At 63.5% G+C, this 16,484-nt stretch carries 14 protein-coding genes; 8 read left to right on the top strand and 6 right to left on the bottom strand.

What is annotated here, in order from left to right; all coding sequences use genetic code 11:
* Positions 1-125: 125 nt before the first annotated feature.
* From IF204_RS07030 to chrA, 8 genes are all read left to right on the top strand, one after another.
* A complete protein-coding gene (locus IF204_RS07030) occupies positions 126-1,352 on the top strand; it encodes a putative DNA modification/repair radical SAM protein (RefSeq protein ID WP_194095764.1) in 1,227 nt (408 codons plus the stop codon).
* The gene (locus tag IF204_RS07025; protein ID WP_194095762.1) at positions 1,352-2,779 is read left to right on the top strand and encodes a UdgX family uracil-DNA binding protein; all 1,428 of its coding nucleotides are present in this window, start codon (positions 1,352-1,354) and stop codon (positions 2,777-2,779) included. Before IF204_RS07030 ends, IF204_RS07025 begins: the two co-directional genes overlap by 1 nt.
* Before the next feature lie 104 nt (positions 2,780-2,883).
* A complete protein-coding gene (locus tag IF204_RS07020) occupies positions 2,884-3,396 on the top strand; it encodes a 2Fe-2S iron-sulfur cluster-binding protein (protein WP_194095760.1) in 513 nt (170 codons plus the stop codon).
* Complete coding sequence (locus IF204_RS07015) at positions 3,393-4,412, top strand: FAD binding domain-containing protein (RefSeq protein ID WP_194095758.1); 1,020 nt, start codon at positions 3,393-3,395, stop codon at positions 4,410-4,412. Before IF204_RS07020 ends, IF204_RS07015 begins: the two co-directional genes overlap by 4 nt.
* Entirely contained in the window at positions 4,409-6,586 is a 2,178-nt protein-coding gene (locus IF204_RS07010) for a xanthine dehydrogenase family protein molybdopterin-binding subunit (RefSeq protein ID WP_194095756.1), read from the top strand. Before IF204_RS07015 ends, IF204_RS07010 begins: the two co-directional genes overlap by 4 nt.
* A gap of 78 nt (positions 6,587-6,664) precedes the next feature.
* Complete coding sequence (locus tag IF204_RS07005) at positions 6,665-7,165, top strand: MbcA/ParS/Xre antitoxin family protein (RefSeq protein WP_194095754.1); 501 nt, start codon at positions 6,665-6,667, stop codon at positions 7,163-7,165.
* The gene (locus IF204_RS07000; protein ID WP_194095752.1) at positions 7,165-7,839 is read left to right on the top strand and encodes an RES family NAD+ phosphorylase; all 675 of its coding nucleotides are present in this window, start codon (positions 7,165-7,167) and stop codon (positions 7,837-7,839) included. Before IF204_RS07005 ends, IF204_RS07000 begins: the two co-directional genes overlap by 1 nt.
* A gap of 63 nt (positions 7,840-7,902) precedes the next feature.
* On the top strand, positions 7,903-9,189 hold the full coding sequence (chrA, locus tag IF204_RS06995; RefSeq protein ID WP_194095750.1) for a chromate efflux transporter: 1,287 nt from the start codon (positions 7,903-7,905) through the stop codon (positions 9,187-9,189).
* A 32-nt stretch (positions 9,190-9,221) separates the two neighbouring features.
* Here the strand turns inward: chrA and IF204_RS06990 are convergent, their stop codons facing one another.
* The 6 genes from IF204_RS06990 to IF204_RS06965 all read right to left on the bottom strand — a co-directional run bounded on the left by IF204_RS06990 (position 9,222) and on the right by IF204_RS06965 (position 16,484).
* Entirely contained in the window at positions 9,222-11,288 is a 2,067-nt protein-coding gene (locus tag IF204_RS06990; RefSeq protein WP_194095748.1) for a catalase, read from the bottom strand.
* Between the two features lie 97 nt (positions 11,289-11,385).
* The gene (locus IF204_RS06985; RefSeq protein ID WP_194095746.1) at positions 11,386-12,159 is read right to left on the bottom strand and encodes an inositol monophosphatase family protein; all 774 of its coding nucleotides are present in this window, start codon (positions 12,157-12,159) and stop codon (positions 11,386-11,388) included.
* Positions 12,159-13,163, bottom strand: coding sequence for a LacI family DNA-binding transcriptional regulator (locus IF204_RS06980; protein ID WP_194095744.1), 1,005 nt, complete (start codon positions 13,161-13,163; stop codon positions 12,159-12,161). The genes IF204_RS06985 and IF204_RS06980 overlap by 1 nt, the downstream gene beginning before the upstream one ends.
* Positions 13,160-14,599, bottom strand: a complete 1,440-nt coding sequence (locus IF204_RS06975; protein ID WP_194095742.1) for a glycerophosphodiester phosphodiesterase — start codon at positions 14,597-14,599, stop codon at positions 13,160-13,162. The genes IF204_RS06980 and IF204_RS06975 overlap by 4 nt, the downstream gene beginning before the upstream one ends.
* Positions 14,596-15,660 carry an ABC transporter ATP-binding protein gene (locus IF204_RS06970; protein WP_194095740.1) on the bottom strand — a complete coding sequence of 355 codons (1,065 nt, stop codon included), beginning with the start codon at positions 15,658-15,660 and terminating at the stop codon, positions 14,596-14,598. Before IF204_RS06970 ends, IF204_RS06975 begins: the two co-directional genes overlap by 4 nt.
* The gene (locus IF204_RS06965) at positions 15,660-16,484 is read right to left on the bottom strand and encodes a carbohydrate ABC transporter permease (protein WP_194095739.1); all 825 of its coding nucleotides are present in this window, start codon (positions 16,482-16,484) and stop codon (positions 15,660-15,662) included. The genes IF204_RS06970 and IF204_RS06965 overlap by 1 nt, the downstream gene beginning before the upstream one ends.

The raw sequence follows: 16,484 nt of genomic DNA, 5'->3' as shown, positions 1-16,484 counted from the left end.
GCTCTGGTTCTGGAAAAACTCGTAGACCAACGGATGCCCGCGCCATCGGTTCCGTGAAGTTTTCATCACGCTCTTGGGATGGCGGAAATCTTGCGCGTTATGCGGCGAGAACATATAGTGAACACATGGCAAGAAAATCACTGTTGGAAAAGCTCGAGATTCTCGCGGATGCGGCGAAATACGACGCGTCCTGCGCATCATCGGGCGGGCAGAAACGCAATTCGAAAGACGGCAAGGGCCTCGGATCATCCGGCGGCGCGGGCATCTGTCACGCCTATGCGCCTGATGGGCGGTGTATCTCGCTGCTGAAGATCCTGATGACGAACTTCTGCATCTACGACTGCGCTTACTGCGTGAACCGCGTATCGTCTCGGGTGGAACGGGCGCGCTTCACGGTCGAGGAAGTCGTCCACCTGACCATCGAGTTCTACCGCCGGAACTATATCGAAGGGCTGTTCCTGTCCTCTGGCATCATTAAATCGCCCGACGACACGATGGCCGACATGGTGCGGATCGCGCGGACACTGCGCGAGCAGGAGAACTTTCGCGGATACATCCACCTTAAGACCATCCCCGACGCCTCGCCGGAACTCATTGACGAGGCAGGGCGCTGGGCGGACCGTCTGTCGATCAACGTGGAGCTTCCGACGGAGAAGGGGCTCAGCGACTACGCGCCCGAAAAGTCCGCCTCCGAGATCAAGCAGGCGATGGCCTTCGTGAAAACCCAAGGCGAGGCGGCCAAGGAAAAGACGTTCCGTGGCCGCAAGGCCAAACGCTTTGCGCCTGCGGGACAATCCACCCAGATGATCGTCGGCGCGGACGGGGCCAATGACGCGTCGATCCTGACGAACGCCTCGACGCTCTATTCGGGCTACGGGCTGCGGCGGGTCTATTACTCGGCGTTCTCGCCCATCCCAGACGCGTCCAAAATGCTGCCCCTGATCCGCCCGCCATTGCAGCGTGAACACCGGCTCTATCAGGCGGATTGGCTGATGCGGTTCTACGGGTTCGACGCCAAGGAGATCGCGCCGAAAACGGGGATGCTTGACCTTGAGGTCGATCCCAAACTCGCGTGGGCGCTGGGCCACCGCGAACAGTTTCCTGTTGATGTGAACCGCGCCACGAAGGAGATGTTGCTCCGCGTGCCTGGCTTCGGAACACGCTCGGTCCAGCGGATCGTCGCGGCGCGCAAACATCGCACGCTGCGGTACGAAGACCTCCTCGCTATCGGGTGTGTTCTCAAACATGCGCAGCCGTTCATCACGCTGCCGGGGTGGACGCCGCGAATGCTGGATGCGGACAACCTGCGGGCCAAATTCGCGCCTGCGCCCGAGCAGCTGAGCCTCTTCTGATGCGGACGGTGTCGCTTCCACGGATCGGCACCGTCGCCGCGTGGCGCAAGGAGGCGCGGATGCTCGCGCTGCAAGGCGTCAGGGCGGAGGATGTTCTGTGGCGCGTGGGCGAAGGCGGAGGCGATCTGTTCGGCTCGACCGGCGCCGCCCCCGTCGGCCAGCCGATTGAACTGCGACTGCACAAGGACGCGATTTCCTGTCTTGAAACGGCGCTCTACCACGCTGACCCCGAGCGGTTCGCGCGGGGCTACGCGCTGATCCTGCGGCTGGCGAAGGGAGAGGTGCGCTGGGGCGACCGCTCTGACGCGATGCTCAACAAAGTGCTGCATCAGGAAAAGGCCGTGCGCCGCGACGTCCACAAGATGCACGCCTTCGTCCGGTTCCGCGAGGTGACGCCCGAAGGTGCCAACCGCCGCGCCTTTGCCGCGTGGTTTGAACCGGAACATCCCATCGTGGAAAAAGCGGTCCCGTTCTTTGCCAAACGCTTTGGCGATATGGACTGGATCATCAAGACGCCGACCATCACTGCGCGGTTCGAAAAGGGCGACCTGTCGCTGGAGGAAACCCGCGATCTGACCCCGCCACCCGAGGACGCGACCGAAGACCTCTGGCGCGCGTATTTCGCCAACATCTTCAATCCCGCGCGCCTGATGGTCAGCGCGATGACTTCGGAGATGCCGAAGAAATACTGGAAAAACCTGCCCGAAGCGCGGCTGATTCCCGAACTGATCCGCACCGCGCCCGCCCGCGCCATCGCCATGCAGGAGGCGATGCCGACCATCCCGCCGCAGCGCGCGGCCAAGATCACCGAGACCCTTCGCAAACCCGAAGGCATGGGCGATCTGACGCTGGAGACGCTGAAGCCCGCGCTCGACGCCTGCCGCCGCTGCCCCATCGGCTGCCATGCGACCCAAGGCGTCGCGGGCGAGGGGCGGCGGGGTGCGCGGCTGATGATCGTCGGCGAACAACCGGGCGATCAGGAGGATCTGGCGGGCCGTCCCTTCGTTGGGCCGGCGGGGCAGAAGTTCGATGCCTGTGCGCAGGTCGCGGGGCTGGACCGCAAGGATGCCTATGTGACCAACGCGGTGAAGCATTTCAAATTCCAGCCGCGCGGCAAGCGGCGAATCCACTCCCGCCCCAACAATTCGGAAATCGACCACTGCAAATGGTGGCTCGATTTCGAACGGCAGGAGGTGAAGCCCGACCTGATCGTCGCGATGGGGGCGACCGCCGCCTATGCGCTGACGGGATCGGGCGACGGGCTGCTGGCGCGGCGGGGCAAAATCGAACGCGCGGCGGACGGCACGAACGTGCTGATTACGCTCCACCCGTCCTACCTGCTCCGCATCCCCGACCCCGCGCGGCAGGCGGAGGCGGAGCGACAGCTTTCCGCCGATCTGCGGACCTCTGTCGACTGGTTTGGATAATCCTTCGGGAACAATCGTGAATTGATCGGGTTTTCTTCCGAACGCATGTCGGACTGCGCTCATTTTGCGCGCCGATGAACGCCAGCTCTCTCGGAAGGTTTCCCATGGATATTCGAATGACGGTCAACGGCGAGGAACGGTCTCTGGACCTCGATCCCCGCACGTCTCTGCTCGACGCGCTACGCGATGATCTACGCCTTACAGGCACCAAAAAAGGCTGCGATCACGGCCAGTGCGGCGCCTGCACGGTGCTGGTCAACGGTCGCCGCATCAACTCCTGCCTGACGCTCGCTGCGATGCATGACGGGGACGAGATCACCACGATCGAAGGGCTGGGCGCGGAGGACAATCTGAACGACCTTCAGGCCGCGTTCGTTGAGTGCGACGGCTTCCAGTGCGGATACTGCACCCCCGGTCAGATCATGTCCGCGACGGGTATGCTGAACGAGGCCGCCGAGGGGATGCCCTCCCACGTCAGCGCCGACCTGAACGGCGGAGCAGACCTGTCGGACGCGGAAATCGCTGAGCGCATGAGCGGCAACCTCTGCCGCTGTTCGGCGTACCCCTTCATCCGCAAGGCAATCAGCAGTGTCGCCGAGAAGGAGGCCGCGGAATGAAGCCGTTCGATTATGTCCGCGCAAACGATTTGATTTCCGCCGCCGGTGCGCTCGATGAAAAGTCCGAGATTATCGCGGGGGGTACCAACCTTCTCGATTTGATGAAACTTCAGGTGATGGCCCCTGACAAGGTGGTCGACATCACCCGCATTCCGGGCCTCGACAAGATCGAACCCGAGGGCGAGGGCCTGCGCATCGGAACGCTGGTGAAGAACGCCGATCTGGCCGCCGATCCGCGCATTCGCACGGGCTATCCGGTGCTGTCGCGCGCTCTGCTGGCAGGCGCGTCGGGCCAGATCCGCAACAAGGCAACGACGGGCGGTAACCTCCTGCAACGCACGCGCTGTCCCTATTTCTATGACCCCGAGATGGCCTGCAACAAACGCGAGCCGGGCGCGGGATGCTCGGCTAAAGGCGGCGTGTCGCGGATGCTGGCGATCCTCGGCACGTCCGAAGACTGCCGCGCGGCGCACCCATCGGACATGGCTGTGGCACTGCGGGCGCTGAACGCGATGATTGAGATCCGCCGCAAGAATGGCGACATCTATCACCTCGCGATGGACGATTTCTACCAACTGCCGGGGGACCGTCCGGATATCGAAACGACCCTCAAGGACGGCGAGATTATCACCGCCGTCATCCTGCCCAAGCCGGTCGTCGGCGTGCAGAGCTACCGCAAAATCCGCGACCGCGCGTCCTATGCCTTTGCACTGGTGTCGGTCGCGGCGGTTGCCACCGTCGAACACGGGCTGATCCAGAACGCATCCGTCGCGTTCGGCGGCATCGGCTCGCGGCCCTGGGCGGACCTCGACGTGAACGCCTTCCTCAATGGCAAAGAACCCAGCGCGGAGCTCTTTGGTGATGCGGCTGACCTGCTGCTCACTGCCGCGATCACCGACGAAGGCAACGCTTTTAAAACCACAATGACCCGCCGCGCGCTGATCGCCGTCATGTCCGAAGTCACGGGCCTGCGCGAAGCATCCGTCGGCTCCGACCGCGTGGGAGAAATCGCATGAACAAGCATCTGAAAATGGACGCCCCGCAGCCGCGCGTTCTGGACGAGACCCGTCAGGGCATCCTCGGCAAGGGCATTTCCCGCACCGAAGGCCCGAAGAAAGTCAGCGGCAGCGCGACTTATGCGGGCGATAACCACCCCGACGGAATGGCGCACGGCGTTCTGCTGCGGGCGGGGATCACCAAGGGCAAGGTGACGGGCTTTGACGAAAGCGTCGCCAAACAGATCGACGGTTATCTTGGTCTGTTCCATGGCCCGAAATTCATCCGCAACAACGCGCAGGGTATGGCCAATGAGGCCCCCGTGCAGCCCGATTGCGAGGTCCACTATCACAGCCAGCCCATCGGTCTGGTCGTCGCCGAAACCTTCGAAGCGGCCCGCGACGCCGCGCTGGCGATCAAGGTCAGCTACGACGAAGAGGGCGCGCTGGTCGATCCGAAAGCCGCCCCTCAGGAGGATCAAGGCGGTCCCGACGCGGGCGATCTGGAAGCCGATATGGGCCGCGCGGATGTGACCGTGGACGAGATCTACACCACCGAAGCGCAGGTCTCTGCCGCGATGGAGCTGCACGGCTCGGTCGCACAGTGGAATGACGGCAAGTTGCTGCTGCAAAGCAGCCTGCAAATGCTGAAATTCAACCGCAATGAAATCGCGGACGCGGTGGGGATCGACCCCGAAAACGTCCGGATCCTTGCGCCTTACGTGGGCGGCGGGTTCGGCTCTAAACTGGGGATCGGTGCGGATGCGGTGTCTGCCGCGATTGCCGCGCGTGAACTGGGCCGCCCCGTGCGCGTCATCATGCCCCGCCAGACCGTGTTCGACGCCGTTCTGCGCCGGACAGAGACTGAACAGCGCGTGCGCCTCGGTGCGCGTTCCGATGGGACGATCACCAGCATCGGCCACGACGATCTGGTCTCGAACCTCAAAGGCGAGGGCTTTACCGAGCCGACGTCGCAGGCGAGCCAGTTCCTCTACGCCGCGCCGAACCGCAAGATGAAGCAAACGGTGTCGCGCAATCACCGCACGCCGTCGGGCTCTGTCCGCGCGCCGGGCGAGGCGGTCGGAATGCTCGGCCTTGAGGTCGCGATGGATGAACTGGCCGAGCGGCTGGGAATGTGTCCTGTCAAACTGCGCCTGCAAAACGTGCCCGAGCGCGACCCTGATAGCGGCGTGCCGTTCACCGCGCATTCGCTCACCGAGGCGCTGAAACGCGGCGCGCAGGAGTTCGGCTGGAAGGACCGCAAGGCCAACGGTGCCCGCCGCGAAGGCGAGTGGTTGATCGGCATGGGCGTCGCCTCGGCGGCCCGCAAGAACATGCTGCTGCCCGCCAAAGCCCGCGTGACGCTTGATGGAGACAAGGCTGTGGTGGAGACCGACATGACGGACATCGGCACCGGCTCCTACACGATTTTCGCGCAGATCACGGCGGAGGCATTGGGCCTGCCGATCGAGAACGTCGAAGTGCGACTGGCCGATACGGACTATCCCGAAGCGTCCGGCTCCGGCGGCTCTTTCGGTGCAAGTTCAACGGGTTCCGCCGTGTTCCTCGCGTGCCAGTCCATCCGCGAGGAGATCGCGGCGAAGTGCGGTGCGAATGATTTCACCCTCAAGGACGGTCAAGTCACGGCGGGTGGCAAGACCACCGCGCTGACAGACCTGCTTGACGCGCCGCTCTCTGCCGTGGGCGAGATCGAAAAGGGCCAGACGTCGGAGGATCACCTGTCCTCGGGCTTCGGTGCTCACTTCGCCGAGGTCGCCGTCAACGAGGTAAGCGGCGAGGTCCGCGTGCGCCGTATGCTCGGTGTGTTCGGAGCGGGCCGCATCCTGAACGAGAAAACCGCGAAGTCGCAGCTTGTCGGCGGGATGATCTGGGGCATCGGCGCGGCGCTGACCGAAGAGGCCGCGCACGACCCGCGCACGGGTCACATCATCACCCGCGATCTGGCGAACTATCACGTCGCTTCGCACGCCGATGTGCCCGAGCAGATCGACACCATTCTGCTGGAGGAACGCGACGACTACGCGAACCCCATTCAGGCGAAGGGCGTGGGCGAGCTGGGCATTTCCGGCGCTGGCGCTGCGGTGTTGAACGCGATCTATAATGCCTGCGGTGTGCGCGTGCGCAGCTTCCCCGCCACGCCGGACAAGGTGATGGCTGGTCTGGGCGCCATATAAAACGGCACGGCGGCCTCCGTCAGGGTTGATTTGTCCAATATTGGACATTATATTCAATCCTGAACAACGGAGGCCGCCATGCAGCTTGTCCAATTCCCGCATTCGGGTCCGCTTTATGCGTTCCAGACGATCCAGAAAGACGACCGCGCTCGTGTGAGCGGGCCGTCTTTGCGCACGTTCAAGAACATCGCGGACGAATGGAGCCTGAGCGAGCGCGACCGTATCGCGATCCTCGGAGAGCCGGGGCGGTCCACCTATCACCTCTGGATGAAGAAAGCGGGCGAGGGCGCTGCGCTGTCGCTGCCGCTTGATACGTTGCTGCGGCTGTCGGGCGTGCTCGGCATCTACAAATCGCTCGCGATCCTGTTCTCCGACCCCGCGCAGGGCCACGTCTGGCTGCAAAACCCGCATCAGGGCACGGTGTTCAACGGTGCTTCGCCGCTAAGTTTCGTGATCGACGGCGGGCAGGACGGCATCCTGACCGTGCGCCGCTACCTCGACGCATGGCGCGGCGGCGATATGGGCCACGGCGCGGATGATTTCGAACCCGTGGGCGAAGACGACGTGGTCTTTGTCTGATGGAGGCTCACGGCTTTCCGCTGGTCGCGGCGCCCGATGGCACCTCGCGCCTTGTCCCGTCCCGATTTCCGCCTGTGTCGGCGTTCGAACGGGTGGCTGCAGCGGACGATCTGGAAACGGTGATGGAGCTTGAGGGCTGGACCAACGACCGCCTGACCGCGCACCGATTGTTCATGCTCGACCAGAGCGAATGGGTCTATGGCCGCCCCAACGCCAGCGTCGTCATGGCTGCGTTCATGCACGGCTCGCGCACGGGGATGCGGTTTTCGGGAACGGACCTTGGGGCGTGGTATTGCTCGACCGAATTGATGACTGCCGTGCTGGAGGTCGCCAACGGGATGCGCAAGGAAATCGCGGTGAGCGGGGTCGCGCGGCTGACCTCGGAGTACCGCCAGTACACCGCCGATCTGGCGGGCGATTATGTCGATGTCAGTGGCGATCCGAGCTATTCCGACCCGTCCGAGGCGACGTACGCCAAGGGGCAGGCGCTCGGCCACGAAGTCCGTTTCGGCGAGCAGGCGTCAGGCATCCGCTACAACAGCGCGCGGCGCAAGGGGCATGACAACTGGGTGTGCTACCGCCCGACGCATGTGCAGAACGTGACGCAAGCCGACCATTTCGAGATCGACGTGCCCCCCACGGGCAAGGTCGTCGTGCGCAAACTTTCGGACTGAAACGACTTCAAACGGTCACAGAGCTAGGCCATTGTGCGACAACCGATTTTCCGAAGGCCGTACATGTCCGACAAATTCCCCACCTTAGGCGAAGCTACCCGCGTCTGGGCCAAGATCGCAGCACTCAGCTTTGGCGGTCCGGCGGGCCAGATGGCGGTTATGCACCGCATTCTCGTCGAGGAAAAGCGCTGGCTCGGGGAGCAGCGGTTTCTGCACGCGCTGAACTTCTGCATGTTGCTACCGGGACCGGAGGCGCAACAGCTTGTCACCTACGTTGGCTGGCTGATGCACGGGGTGCGCGGCGGGCTGATCGCGGGGCTGCTGTTCATTCTGCCGGGGATGCTGTCGATCCTCGCACTGAGTGTGGTCTACGTCCTTTATGGCGATGTCGCGTGGGTCAGTGCGGTGTTCTTCGGACTGAAGGCGGCGGTGCTGGCGATCGTTGTGCAGGCGGTCATCCGGCTTGCGGGGCGTGCGCTGAAGACGTGGCTGATGCGCGGGCTGGCGGCGGCGTCATTTGTCGGGATTTTCGTTTTCGGGCTGCCGTTTCCGCTGATCATCTTGGCGGCGGCGCTGGTCGGGTGGATCACGGTGAGGGGCGGAGCGCCCGAGGCGGAGGTTGACGCCGACACCTCTCTGCTGGCCAACGTCGCCGTCACCGCAGAGCGCAAAAGCGCCGCGTTCCGCGCGGGCTGGGCGGCTTTGGCGGCGTGGCTCTTGCCGGTGATGGCGGTTCTGCTGCTAGCCCCCGAAAGTGTGCTGTCAGAGATCGCGGTGTTCTTCTCCACCCTCGCCACGCTGACCTTCGGCGGAGCCTACGCGGCGCTCGCGTGGGTCGCGCAGGACGGCGTCGGAGTCTACGGCTGGCTGACCGCGTCGCAGATGGTTGATGGGCTAGGGCTGGCGGAAACCACCCCCGGACCGCTCATCATGGTGCTGCAATTCGTGGGCTTTCTGGCGGGGTACGGCGAGGGCCTATCGGTCGCGATCATCGGCGCACTGCTGACCACGTGGGTGACATTCGCGCCCTGTTTTGTCTGGATATTCTTCGGCGCGCCGTTCATGGAGCGGCTCCGCACGAACCGCCGTCTCCAAGGCGCGTTGAAGGCCGTCACCGCTGCCGTCGTCGGCGTCATCATGAATATCGCGATCTGGTTCGCGATCCATGTCATCTGGTCCAATTTCCGCGTGACATCCACCGGAATGCCCGTGCCTGACCTATCCAGCATCCAATGGGACGCGGCGGCACTGTGCGTCCTCGCGGGCGTCATGGTGCTGGGTCTGAAATGGGGGATCGGGAGGGTGCTGCTGATCTGCGCAGTCTGCGGGCTGGCGCTCAGCATGGTGTAAGGCCGCCCCGATAACGGAGCGGCCCTGATCGATTATGCGAGGGTGCGGACCTTCGGTTCGCGGTCCCAATAACGCAGCTTCGCGGCCTCTATGAAGCCATCGAGACCCGTGATGCCGTCGTCCTTTTCGACGTTGGCAGCGTCCAAGAGCGGCTGCGCGCCTTCGGTGTGGCCGATGGCCTTGAGGTGGGCAAACGCCTGCATGACGTAGGTTACGGCGGCGCTGTCCATGGTCAGCTTCTTCGCGCTGTCCTCGGTCAGGATCACCGCAATCGCGTCGAAGATCACCGACGGTGTGCCGGCGAGTTGACCGTCAGCGTCCATCTTGCCGCCCTTCAGCGGGACGTTGGCGACCTGCGGCGCGACGATCATCGGGGTGCCGCCTGCGTCTTTGACCGCTTTCACGGTCTTCTCGACCTCGGCCTTGTCCGAGCCTTCCGCGATCAGGATACCGACCTTGCGGCCCTCCAGCGTGGCGTTCCAGTTCTTCTGGATCGACAGCGCGGGCGAGGGATCGAGGTCTACGGGCTTCTTGAACGGCTTGGCGGCTTTGGGGAGCTTCATGCCGAGGCCATCTGCCACGCGCTTTGCCAGTTCTTCGGACACCAGTTGCAGGTGGGTCAGAACACGTTCGCGGATGTGCGGCAGTTCGACCTTGGACAGCTCGAAGGTAATCGCGGTCGCGATGTGGGCGCGTTCGTTGTCGGTCTGCGAGTTCCAGAACATGCGCGGCTGGCTGTAGTGATCGCCGAAGCTTTCGTCCCGCACGCGCAGCTTTTGCGAGGCGTCGTTGCCCAGTTCCGCGTTGTCCTCATAGGTGTGGTATTCGGTGCCGGTCGCGCGGGGGCCAGCGTCCTCACCCGCTTCATCGAGGCTGTTCGGCTCGTAGTTGGCGCGGCCCTTGGGAACGTGGGTCTGCATCAGGCCGTCACGCTGCATGTTGTGGAACGGGCAGCGCGGCGCGTTGATCGGGATCTGGTGGAAGTTCGTCGTGCCCAGACGCGACTTCTGCGTGTCGAGATACGAGAACAGGCGCCCCTGAAGCAGCGGGTCGTTGGTAAAGTCGATCCCCGGCACCACGTTCGACGGCAGGAAGGCCGACTGCTCGGTTTCGGCGAAATAGTTGTCGGGGTTGCGGTCCAGCACCATGCGGCCGACGATACGGACGGGGGCGATTTCCTCGGGCACCAGCTTGGTCGCGTCGAGCACGGAGTAGGGCAGTTCCTCGGCCAGTTCGTCAGAGATGACCTGCACGCCAAGATCCCATTCGGGATAGTCGCCGTTCATGATCGCTTCGAACAGATCGCGGCGGTGCATGTCGTTGTCGGCAGCCTGCGCGGCGAGGCTTTCGTCCCACACGTAGGACTGCACGCCCAGCTTCGGTTTCCAGTGGAATTTGACGAAGGTCGATTTGCCCTCGGCATTGACGAGGCGGAACGTGTGAACGCCGAAGCCTTCCATCATACGCAGCGAACGCGGGATGCCGCGGTCGGACATCGCCCACATCACAGTGTGCAGGCTTTCGGGCATCAGGCTAACGAAATCCCAGAAGGTGTCGTGCGCCGATGCGGCCTGCGGATAGCCGCGGTCGGCCTCCATTTTGACCGAGTGGATGAGGTCGGGGAACTTGATCGCGTCCTGAATGAAGAACACGGGGATGTCGTTGCCGACGAGGTCCCAGTTACCTTCGTCGGTGTAGAACTTCACCGCAAAACCGCGCACATCGCGCGGGGTGTCAACGCTGCCCGCGCCGCCTGCCACGGTCGAAAAACGTGCGAAAAGTTCGGTTTTCTTGCCCTTTTCGGCAAAGAGCGATGCTTTGGACAGTTCGGGGATCGGGTCGGTGCACTCGAAATAGCCGTGGGCGGCCGAGCCGCGGGCGTGGACGATGCGTTCGGGAATACGTTCGTGGTCGAAGTGGAAAATCTTTTCGCGGAGCACGAAATCTTCGAGCAGGGTCGGGCCGAGCGAACCGGCTTTGAGGCTGTTCTGGTTGTCGGAAATCGGAACGCCGTGGTTGGTGGTCAGCGTGTCGGTGCCTTTGGCTGCGTATTGATGCAGCTCGCCACCATTGCCAGTGGTCGGTTTACGGTCGGCCATAGGAAACTCCTGAGGAAAAACGGGTATGCGCGGCGCGAGCCGCGGGGAATGCACGAACCAACGTTTCGCGCTCCCGATCGTTCCTCAGGTGGCCTGACTATTCCGCCGCCGCGATCACCTCCTTGAGCGCATCCGCCACGCCCGCTGCGCAGGCCAGCACAGGCGCAGGACGGTCGAGCGGGTGGGGGATGTGATAGCCGCCCGCCTCCGCCACCATCAGCAGACCTGCCGCGCAATCCCAAGGGGACAGGACGGGTTCCACGAAGCCGAGGTAATGGCCCGCCGCCGTGTGCGCGAGGCTCAGCGCAGCAGAGCCGTTGCGCTGGAAATTGCCGCCCGACGACAAAATACCATGCACGAGGCGGCTGATCTTGTCCGCGTCGCCCGAGCCGATGGCAGTCAGCCCTTCGGTCATGCTGGTGGCCGTGGATGCGGTGAGTTTGCGGTCATCTTGCCATGCACCGCGCCCCTTGGCAGCGTGATACGTGCGGCCCGCGCAAGGCTCCGCTATCCAACCCGCCATGATGTCATCGCCGTAGACGACGGCCACCGAAATCGACCAACTGCGCAGCCCGTGCAGATAGGGCGCGGTGCCGTCGATGGGATCGATGATCCAGCGCCAGCTGCTCGTGCCCGCTTGCAGCCCGTGCTCCTCGCCCAGCATTCCGTCATCAGGGAAGGCTTCGGCCAGACCATCGCGGATCAGGGTTTCGACATTGCGGTCGGCCTCGCTCACGAGGTCCTGCGCGTTCTTTTTGGTATCGATGGTCAGCGTGTCGCGGCGGTTGAAGTAGTCCAGCGCCATAACAGCGGCGTCACGCACAATAGCGCCGCCCAGCTCGATCCGGGCGGTCAGGTCTTGGTCGTTCATCATGTTCTCCGGGTGGAGCCGCGACGGACCGGCGTCACGCCGATCCGGATCAGGCGTCCGGTTGTTTCAGGCGCGGCGATCCGTTCCGCCAGCGCGTCAAGGCAGGCGCGGGTGAGCGCGTGTGGGTCCTGCCTGAGTGTTGTGAGGTCGTAAGCGGGCCATGCCGCCTCGTTGATGTCATCGCAGCCGACGAGTGCCATGAGGTCCGGCACAGAATGCCCCGCGCGGCGCAGCCCGTCGATAAAGCCGAGCGCAAAGAAGTCGTTGGCACAATGCGCGCCGTCGACCTGCAGCCCTTGGGACAGGAAATCCTCTGCCGCCTCGATGCCGCCCGCGTGGTTCTGGGCAGAGCCGTAGGCCATGCCGACAAGCTCCATCCCGAGGGTTTGAACCTCGTCGAGGAACGCCTCGCGCCGCGCACCGATGGTGAACGAATTGCGGCGCTGGCCGGCGTAGAGGATGCGTTTGCAGCCGATGTCGTGCAGTTCCTGCGCGGCCAGACGGCCTGCAAGGTCGGTGTCCTGCATCACGCGCGCGGTGCGCTCGCCCACGGGCGCTTTGTTCACCAGCACCAGCGGCACGCCGTAGCGGGCGCATTCATCCGCGATCTCGGCAGGGGGCGTGTCCGAGGTTACGATCGCGCCGGAGACGTTGTAGTTCAGCATCATGTCGATGACGGTCTTGGTGCTGTCGCCTTCGCTCCATGGCAGCAGGAACGGGCGGTAGCCGTCGGCCACGAGGCCCCGCGCTAGCAGATCGACCGTCACCGCGCGGAACGAGTGGTCCATGTCCGACACGACCAGCGCCACCAGTTTGGACGGCTGGGCGGAGTTCAGGCTGCGGGCCAAGTGATTGACGCGATAGCCGAGCTGGTCGGCGGCCTCCATCACCTTGGCGCGGGTTTCACCCGACACGCTTGCCCCGTCGGTGAAAGTGCGGCTGACGGCGGATCGAGACACTCCCGCCAGCGCGGCCACATCGGCCGCAGTGGGTGGTCGCTTCATGCCATCTGTTCCTTCAGAGCTGCGAGCAGCATGTCCGCGCGGTCGAGGTTGATCATCTCGGGCCGCCATTTGGCGATCTGGGCGAAAACCTCCGGATCGGAGCCGAAATATTGCAGCATCGGGCGGATACCGTGTTCGCGGCAGAGGGGGGCCTCGACCTCCCAATCCTTGACCTGAATTTCGCAGATCTGCGGCTGGAGTTGCTCGACCATCCGCTCGAAACTGCCGTGGTGGACGATGTTCGACTTGATGTTGCAGTCCTTCGACAGCGCCCGCATGTCCAGCAGGATCTGCGGGTTGGGCGACCAGAAGAAACAGTCGTCCAAGAAGTCATGCGCGATCACGAAATCGAGCAGCTTTTGCGGGTCTACCGATTTGTTTTCGATGTAGATTTTCTTGCCGCGCTCTTTGGCGAGCGCGATGGAATCCGACAGGTGCGGGATACGTTCGCGGTGCCAATACGGGTCTTTCCAACTACCTGCGTCGAGGTCAGCTAGAGCCTCGCGCGTGTGGTCGGTGATCTTGCCGGTACCCGACGTGGTGCGGTCCAGCGTGTCATCGTGGAGGACCATGATCTCTCCATCCGCGGTTTCGTGGACGTCGAGTTCGAGCCAGTCGCAGCCGAAGTCGAACGTCAGATGGGCCGAAGCCATCGTGTTTTCGGGCGCGATATGGTTGATGCCGCGATGGCAGACGACCTCGATGCCGGTGTCGGGGATCGAATGGAAACCGCCCATCAGTTCGGGATTGTCGGTGCAAATACCGAGCACGGGCAGCTTCACCAGATCGGCCAGCACGTCGGGGCGTTCTTCGTGCCACAGGACGATGCCCAGCCCGCGTTCTTGCGCCTCAGCGATCAGGTCGGGTGTCACGAGGTCTTGCGGACGGTCCGAGGCGTGTTCCCAGCACAGATGGATGATATCGGCGTATGTGGCACGGGCGCGCTCGAACGGGTCTTCACCCGCGCGGACCAGAACGGACACGGGGTAAGGGCAGCTGTTGTCGATGAGCAGTTTCGCCTCGGCATCGTCGAAGGCACCGACCACGGCGTTGTCGATGACGTTTGCCAGCAGCAAGGCAACGGACGGCGCACCAGACCCCTTGGCCTTGAGGTCGAGGTAAAGCGCCTGACCCCGTTCGCGGGCTTGTTCGATCGTCTGGTTGAGGTCGGGTAGATCGGGCAGCAGGTCGTGCAGTTCGTCGCGCGAATAGTCGGCCAGCGTGATCCCGTTCTGGACGGGATCGTGGCTGACCAGCGGGACGCCATCGGACGAGAGCCAGATGTCGATCTCCCACATGTCCGACCCGAGGTCGGCGGCGAAATCATAGGCTTTGGGCGTGCCTTCCTTTGCGTGGGCCGAGGCGCCGCGGTGCGCGATGCACAGCGGGCGCCCATCGGCGCGGCGGGGGAAGGGGAACTTGAGGCTTGGTCTCATAAAGTCTGGCCGTCCATGTCGAAAGCAAGCATGCGGTCTACGTCTACGCCCCACGTTACCTCATCGCCCACGCCCACGTCATCACGTACCGGCTGGACAGATCGCAGCACCACGCCGGGTGCGGCTTCGACGTCGAACAGCATCTCGCGGCCTTGCGGCTCGACAAACACGATGCGGCCCGACGCTTGCGCGGTGCCAGTACTGCCGAAGTGTTCGGGACGCAGCCCGAGCGAGATACGCTGACCCGCTGGCAGATCGCGCAGACGGGACGGGAGCGGCAGGAACAGCCCCTGATCCATCGCGAAACGGCCTTCGGTCGCGGTGTGACCTTCGAGGAACGTGATCGGCGGGTTGCCCAAGAAGCCTGCGACGAACTTGTTCACGGGATTGCGGTACATCTCTGTCGGGCTGGCAATCTGGAGGATCTCGCCCTTGTCCATGATCGCCACGCGGTCGCACATCGACATCGCTTCGACCTGATCGTGGGTCACGAGGATCGCGGTGATGCCTGTCTCAAGCTGGATGCGGCGGATCTCAGACCGCATCTCAAGGCGCAGTTTCGCATCGAGGTTCGCCAGCGGCTCGTCGAGGAGCAGGACGTCGGGCTTGCGGACCAAGGCGCGGGCGAGCGCCACGCGCTGCTGCTGACCGCCCGAAAGCTGCGCGGGGCGGCGTTCGAGCAGGTTCTCGATGTGGATGAGTTCTGCAATCGCGCGCACTTCGCGCTCGATTTCGGATTTGGACGGGCGCGGTTTCTGCACGGTCAGCGGAAAGGCGATGTTTTCCTCGACCGTCAGGTGCGGGTAGAGCGCGTAGTTCTGGAACACCACGCCGACATTGCGCTTTTGCGAAGGCAGGTCGGACACGTCGCGGTCGCCGAACATGATGCGCCCACCATCGGCGCGGTAGATGCCGCAGATCGAAAACAGCGTGGTGGACTTGCCGCAACCCGACGGGCCGAGAAGGGCAAGCATCTCGCCGTCTTCGACAGTGAGGTCGAGGCCCTCGATAACCGGCGTGCCGTCAAAGCATTTGGTGAAATTCTGGAGTTGTAGTCGCATTAGCCCTTGGTGCCTCCGCCGAAGATGTTCATGAGCCGGTTCTGGAAAAGCACAAAGAGGATGATGACCGGCAAGGTGTAGAAAACGCCTACGGATTTGAAAAGATTGAAGTCATAGCCGAGCTGGTCGGCCTGAACGAGTTCATTGAGGAACACCGAAAGGACTTCCATGTCCGATCCCGGTGCTAGAATGCGCGGCAGGAGGTACTCTCCCCAGCCGTCGAGGAATGCAAAGACCGACAGCGCCACGAGACCCGGTTTGACCTGCGGCAGGATCAGGCGGCGGAAGACCGTCAGGCGCGATGCCCCGTCCTGAACGCCTGCCATTTCGATCTCCCACGGGACGGCGTCATAAAAGCCCTTCATGATCCAGATGCCGAAGGGCAGCATGAGCGAACCTTTGACGAGGATCACGCCGATCATGGTGTTGTAGAGGCCCGTGAACTTCAGCACGAAGAACACGCCGATCAGCAGTGTCACAGCCGGAAACGCATGCATGACCATGATCCCCGCGAGGAAGAACCGGCGGAACGGCAGGTTCAGGCGCGAGACGGCATAGCCCGCCAGCGAGGAGATCGGCACCACGATCACGATGATCGACACGGCGAGGATAAGGCTGTTGCCAGCGGCTTTCCATACGTTCCCGACGACGCTCGGGTCCCAGAGGAAACGCCAGTGGGCAAGCGTGAAACGGTCGGGCCAAAGCTCTCCGGGAGGGGCGTCGGTGAAGGTGTCGAGGATCAGGAAGCCGTACATGACGGCGATGGGCAGGCTGACGAGCGTTAGGAGGACGATCAGCGGGAAGATTGCGAAATTCTTGGTCAT

The organism is Marivivens aquimaris (genome assembly GCF_015220045.1).
GTDB classification, from domain to species: Bacteria; Pseudomonadota; Alphaproteobacteria; order Rhodobacterales; family Rhodobacteraceae; genus Marivivens; species Marivivens aquimaris.
Note: the sequence above shows the minus strand (reverse complement) of the source record. Positions and strands in the feature narration are given on the sequence as shown.

What these genes read in the sequence shown, in the direction of transcription:
- IF204_RS06985 (WP_194095746.1), bottom strand. Translation starts at nt 12,159, where the DNA reads ATGAACGACCAAGACCTGACCGCCCGGATCGAGCTGGGCGGCGCTATT.
- IF204_RS07000 (WP_194095752.1), top strand. Translation starts at nt 7,165, where the DNA reads ATGGAGGCTCACGGCTTTCCGCTGGTCGCGGCGCCCGATGGCACCTCG.
- IF204_RS07030 (WP_194095764.1), top strand. Translation starts at nt 126, where the DNA reads ATGGCAAGAAAATCACTGTTGGAAAAGCTCGAGATTCTCGCGGATGCG.
- chrA (WP_194095750.1), top strand. Translation starts at nt 7,903, where the DNA reads ATGTCCGACAAATTCCCCACCTTAGGCGAAGCTACCCGCGTCTGGGCC.
- IF204_RS07015 (WP_194095758.1), top strand. Translation starts at nt 3,393, where the DNA reads ATGAAGCCGTTCGATTATGTCCGCGCAAACGATTTGATTTCCGCCGCC.
- IF204_RS06970 (WP_194095740.1), bottom strand. Translation starts at nt 15,660, where the DNA reads ATGCGACTACAACTCCAGAATTTCACCAAATGCTTTGACGGCACGCCG.
- IF204_RS07020 (WP_194095760.1), top strand. Translation starts at nt 2,884, where the DNA reads ATGGATATTCGAATGACGGTCAACGGCGAGGAACGGTCTCTGGACCTC.
- IF204_RS06965 (WP_194095739.1), bottom strand. Translation starts at nt 16,484, where the DNA reads ATGACCAAGAATTTCGCAATCTTCCCGCTGATCGTCCTCCTAACGCTC.
- IF204_RS06990 (WP_194095748.1), bottom strand. Translation starts at nt 11,288, where the DNA reads ATGGCCGACCGTAAACCGACCACTGGCAATGGTGGCGAGCTGCATCAA.
- IF204_RS06980 (WP_194095744.1), bottom strand. Translation starts at nt 13,163, where the DNA reads ATGAAGCGACCACCCACTGCGGCCGATGTGGCCGCGCTGGCGGGAGTG.
- IF204_RS07005 (WP_194095754.1), top strand. Translation starts at nt 6,665, where the DNA reads ATGCAGCTTGTCCAATTCCCGCATTCGGGTCCGCTTTATGCGTTCCAG.
- IF204_RS06975 (WP_194095742.1), bottom strand. Translation starts at nt 14,599, where the DNA reads ATGAGACCAAGCCTCAAGTTCCCCTTCCCCCGCCGCGCCGATGGGCGC.
- IF204_RS07025 (WP_194095762.1), top strand. Translation starts at nt 1,352, where the DNA reads ATGCGGACGGTGTCGCTTCCACGGATCGGCACCGTCGCCGCGTGGCGC.
- IF204_RS07010 (WP_194095756.1), top strand. Translation starts at nt 4,409, where the DNA reads ATGAACAAGCATCTGAAAATGGACGCCCCGCAGCCGCGCGTTCTGGAC.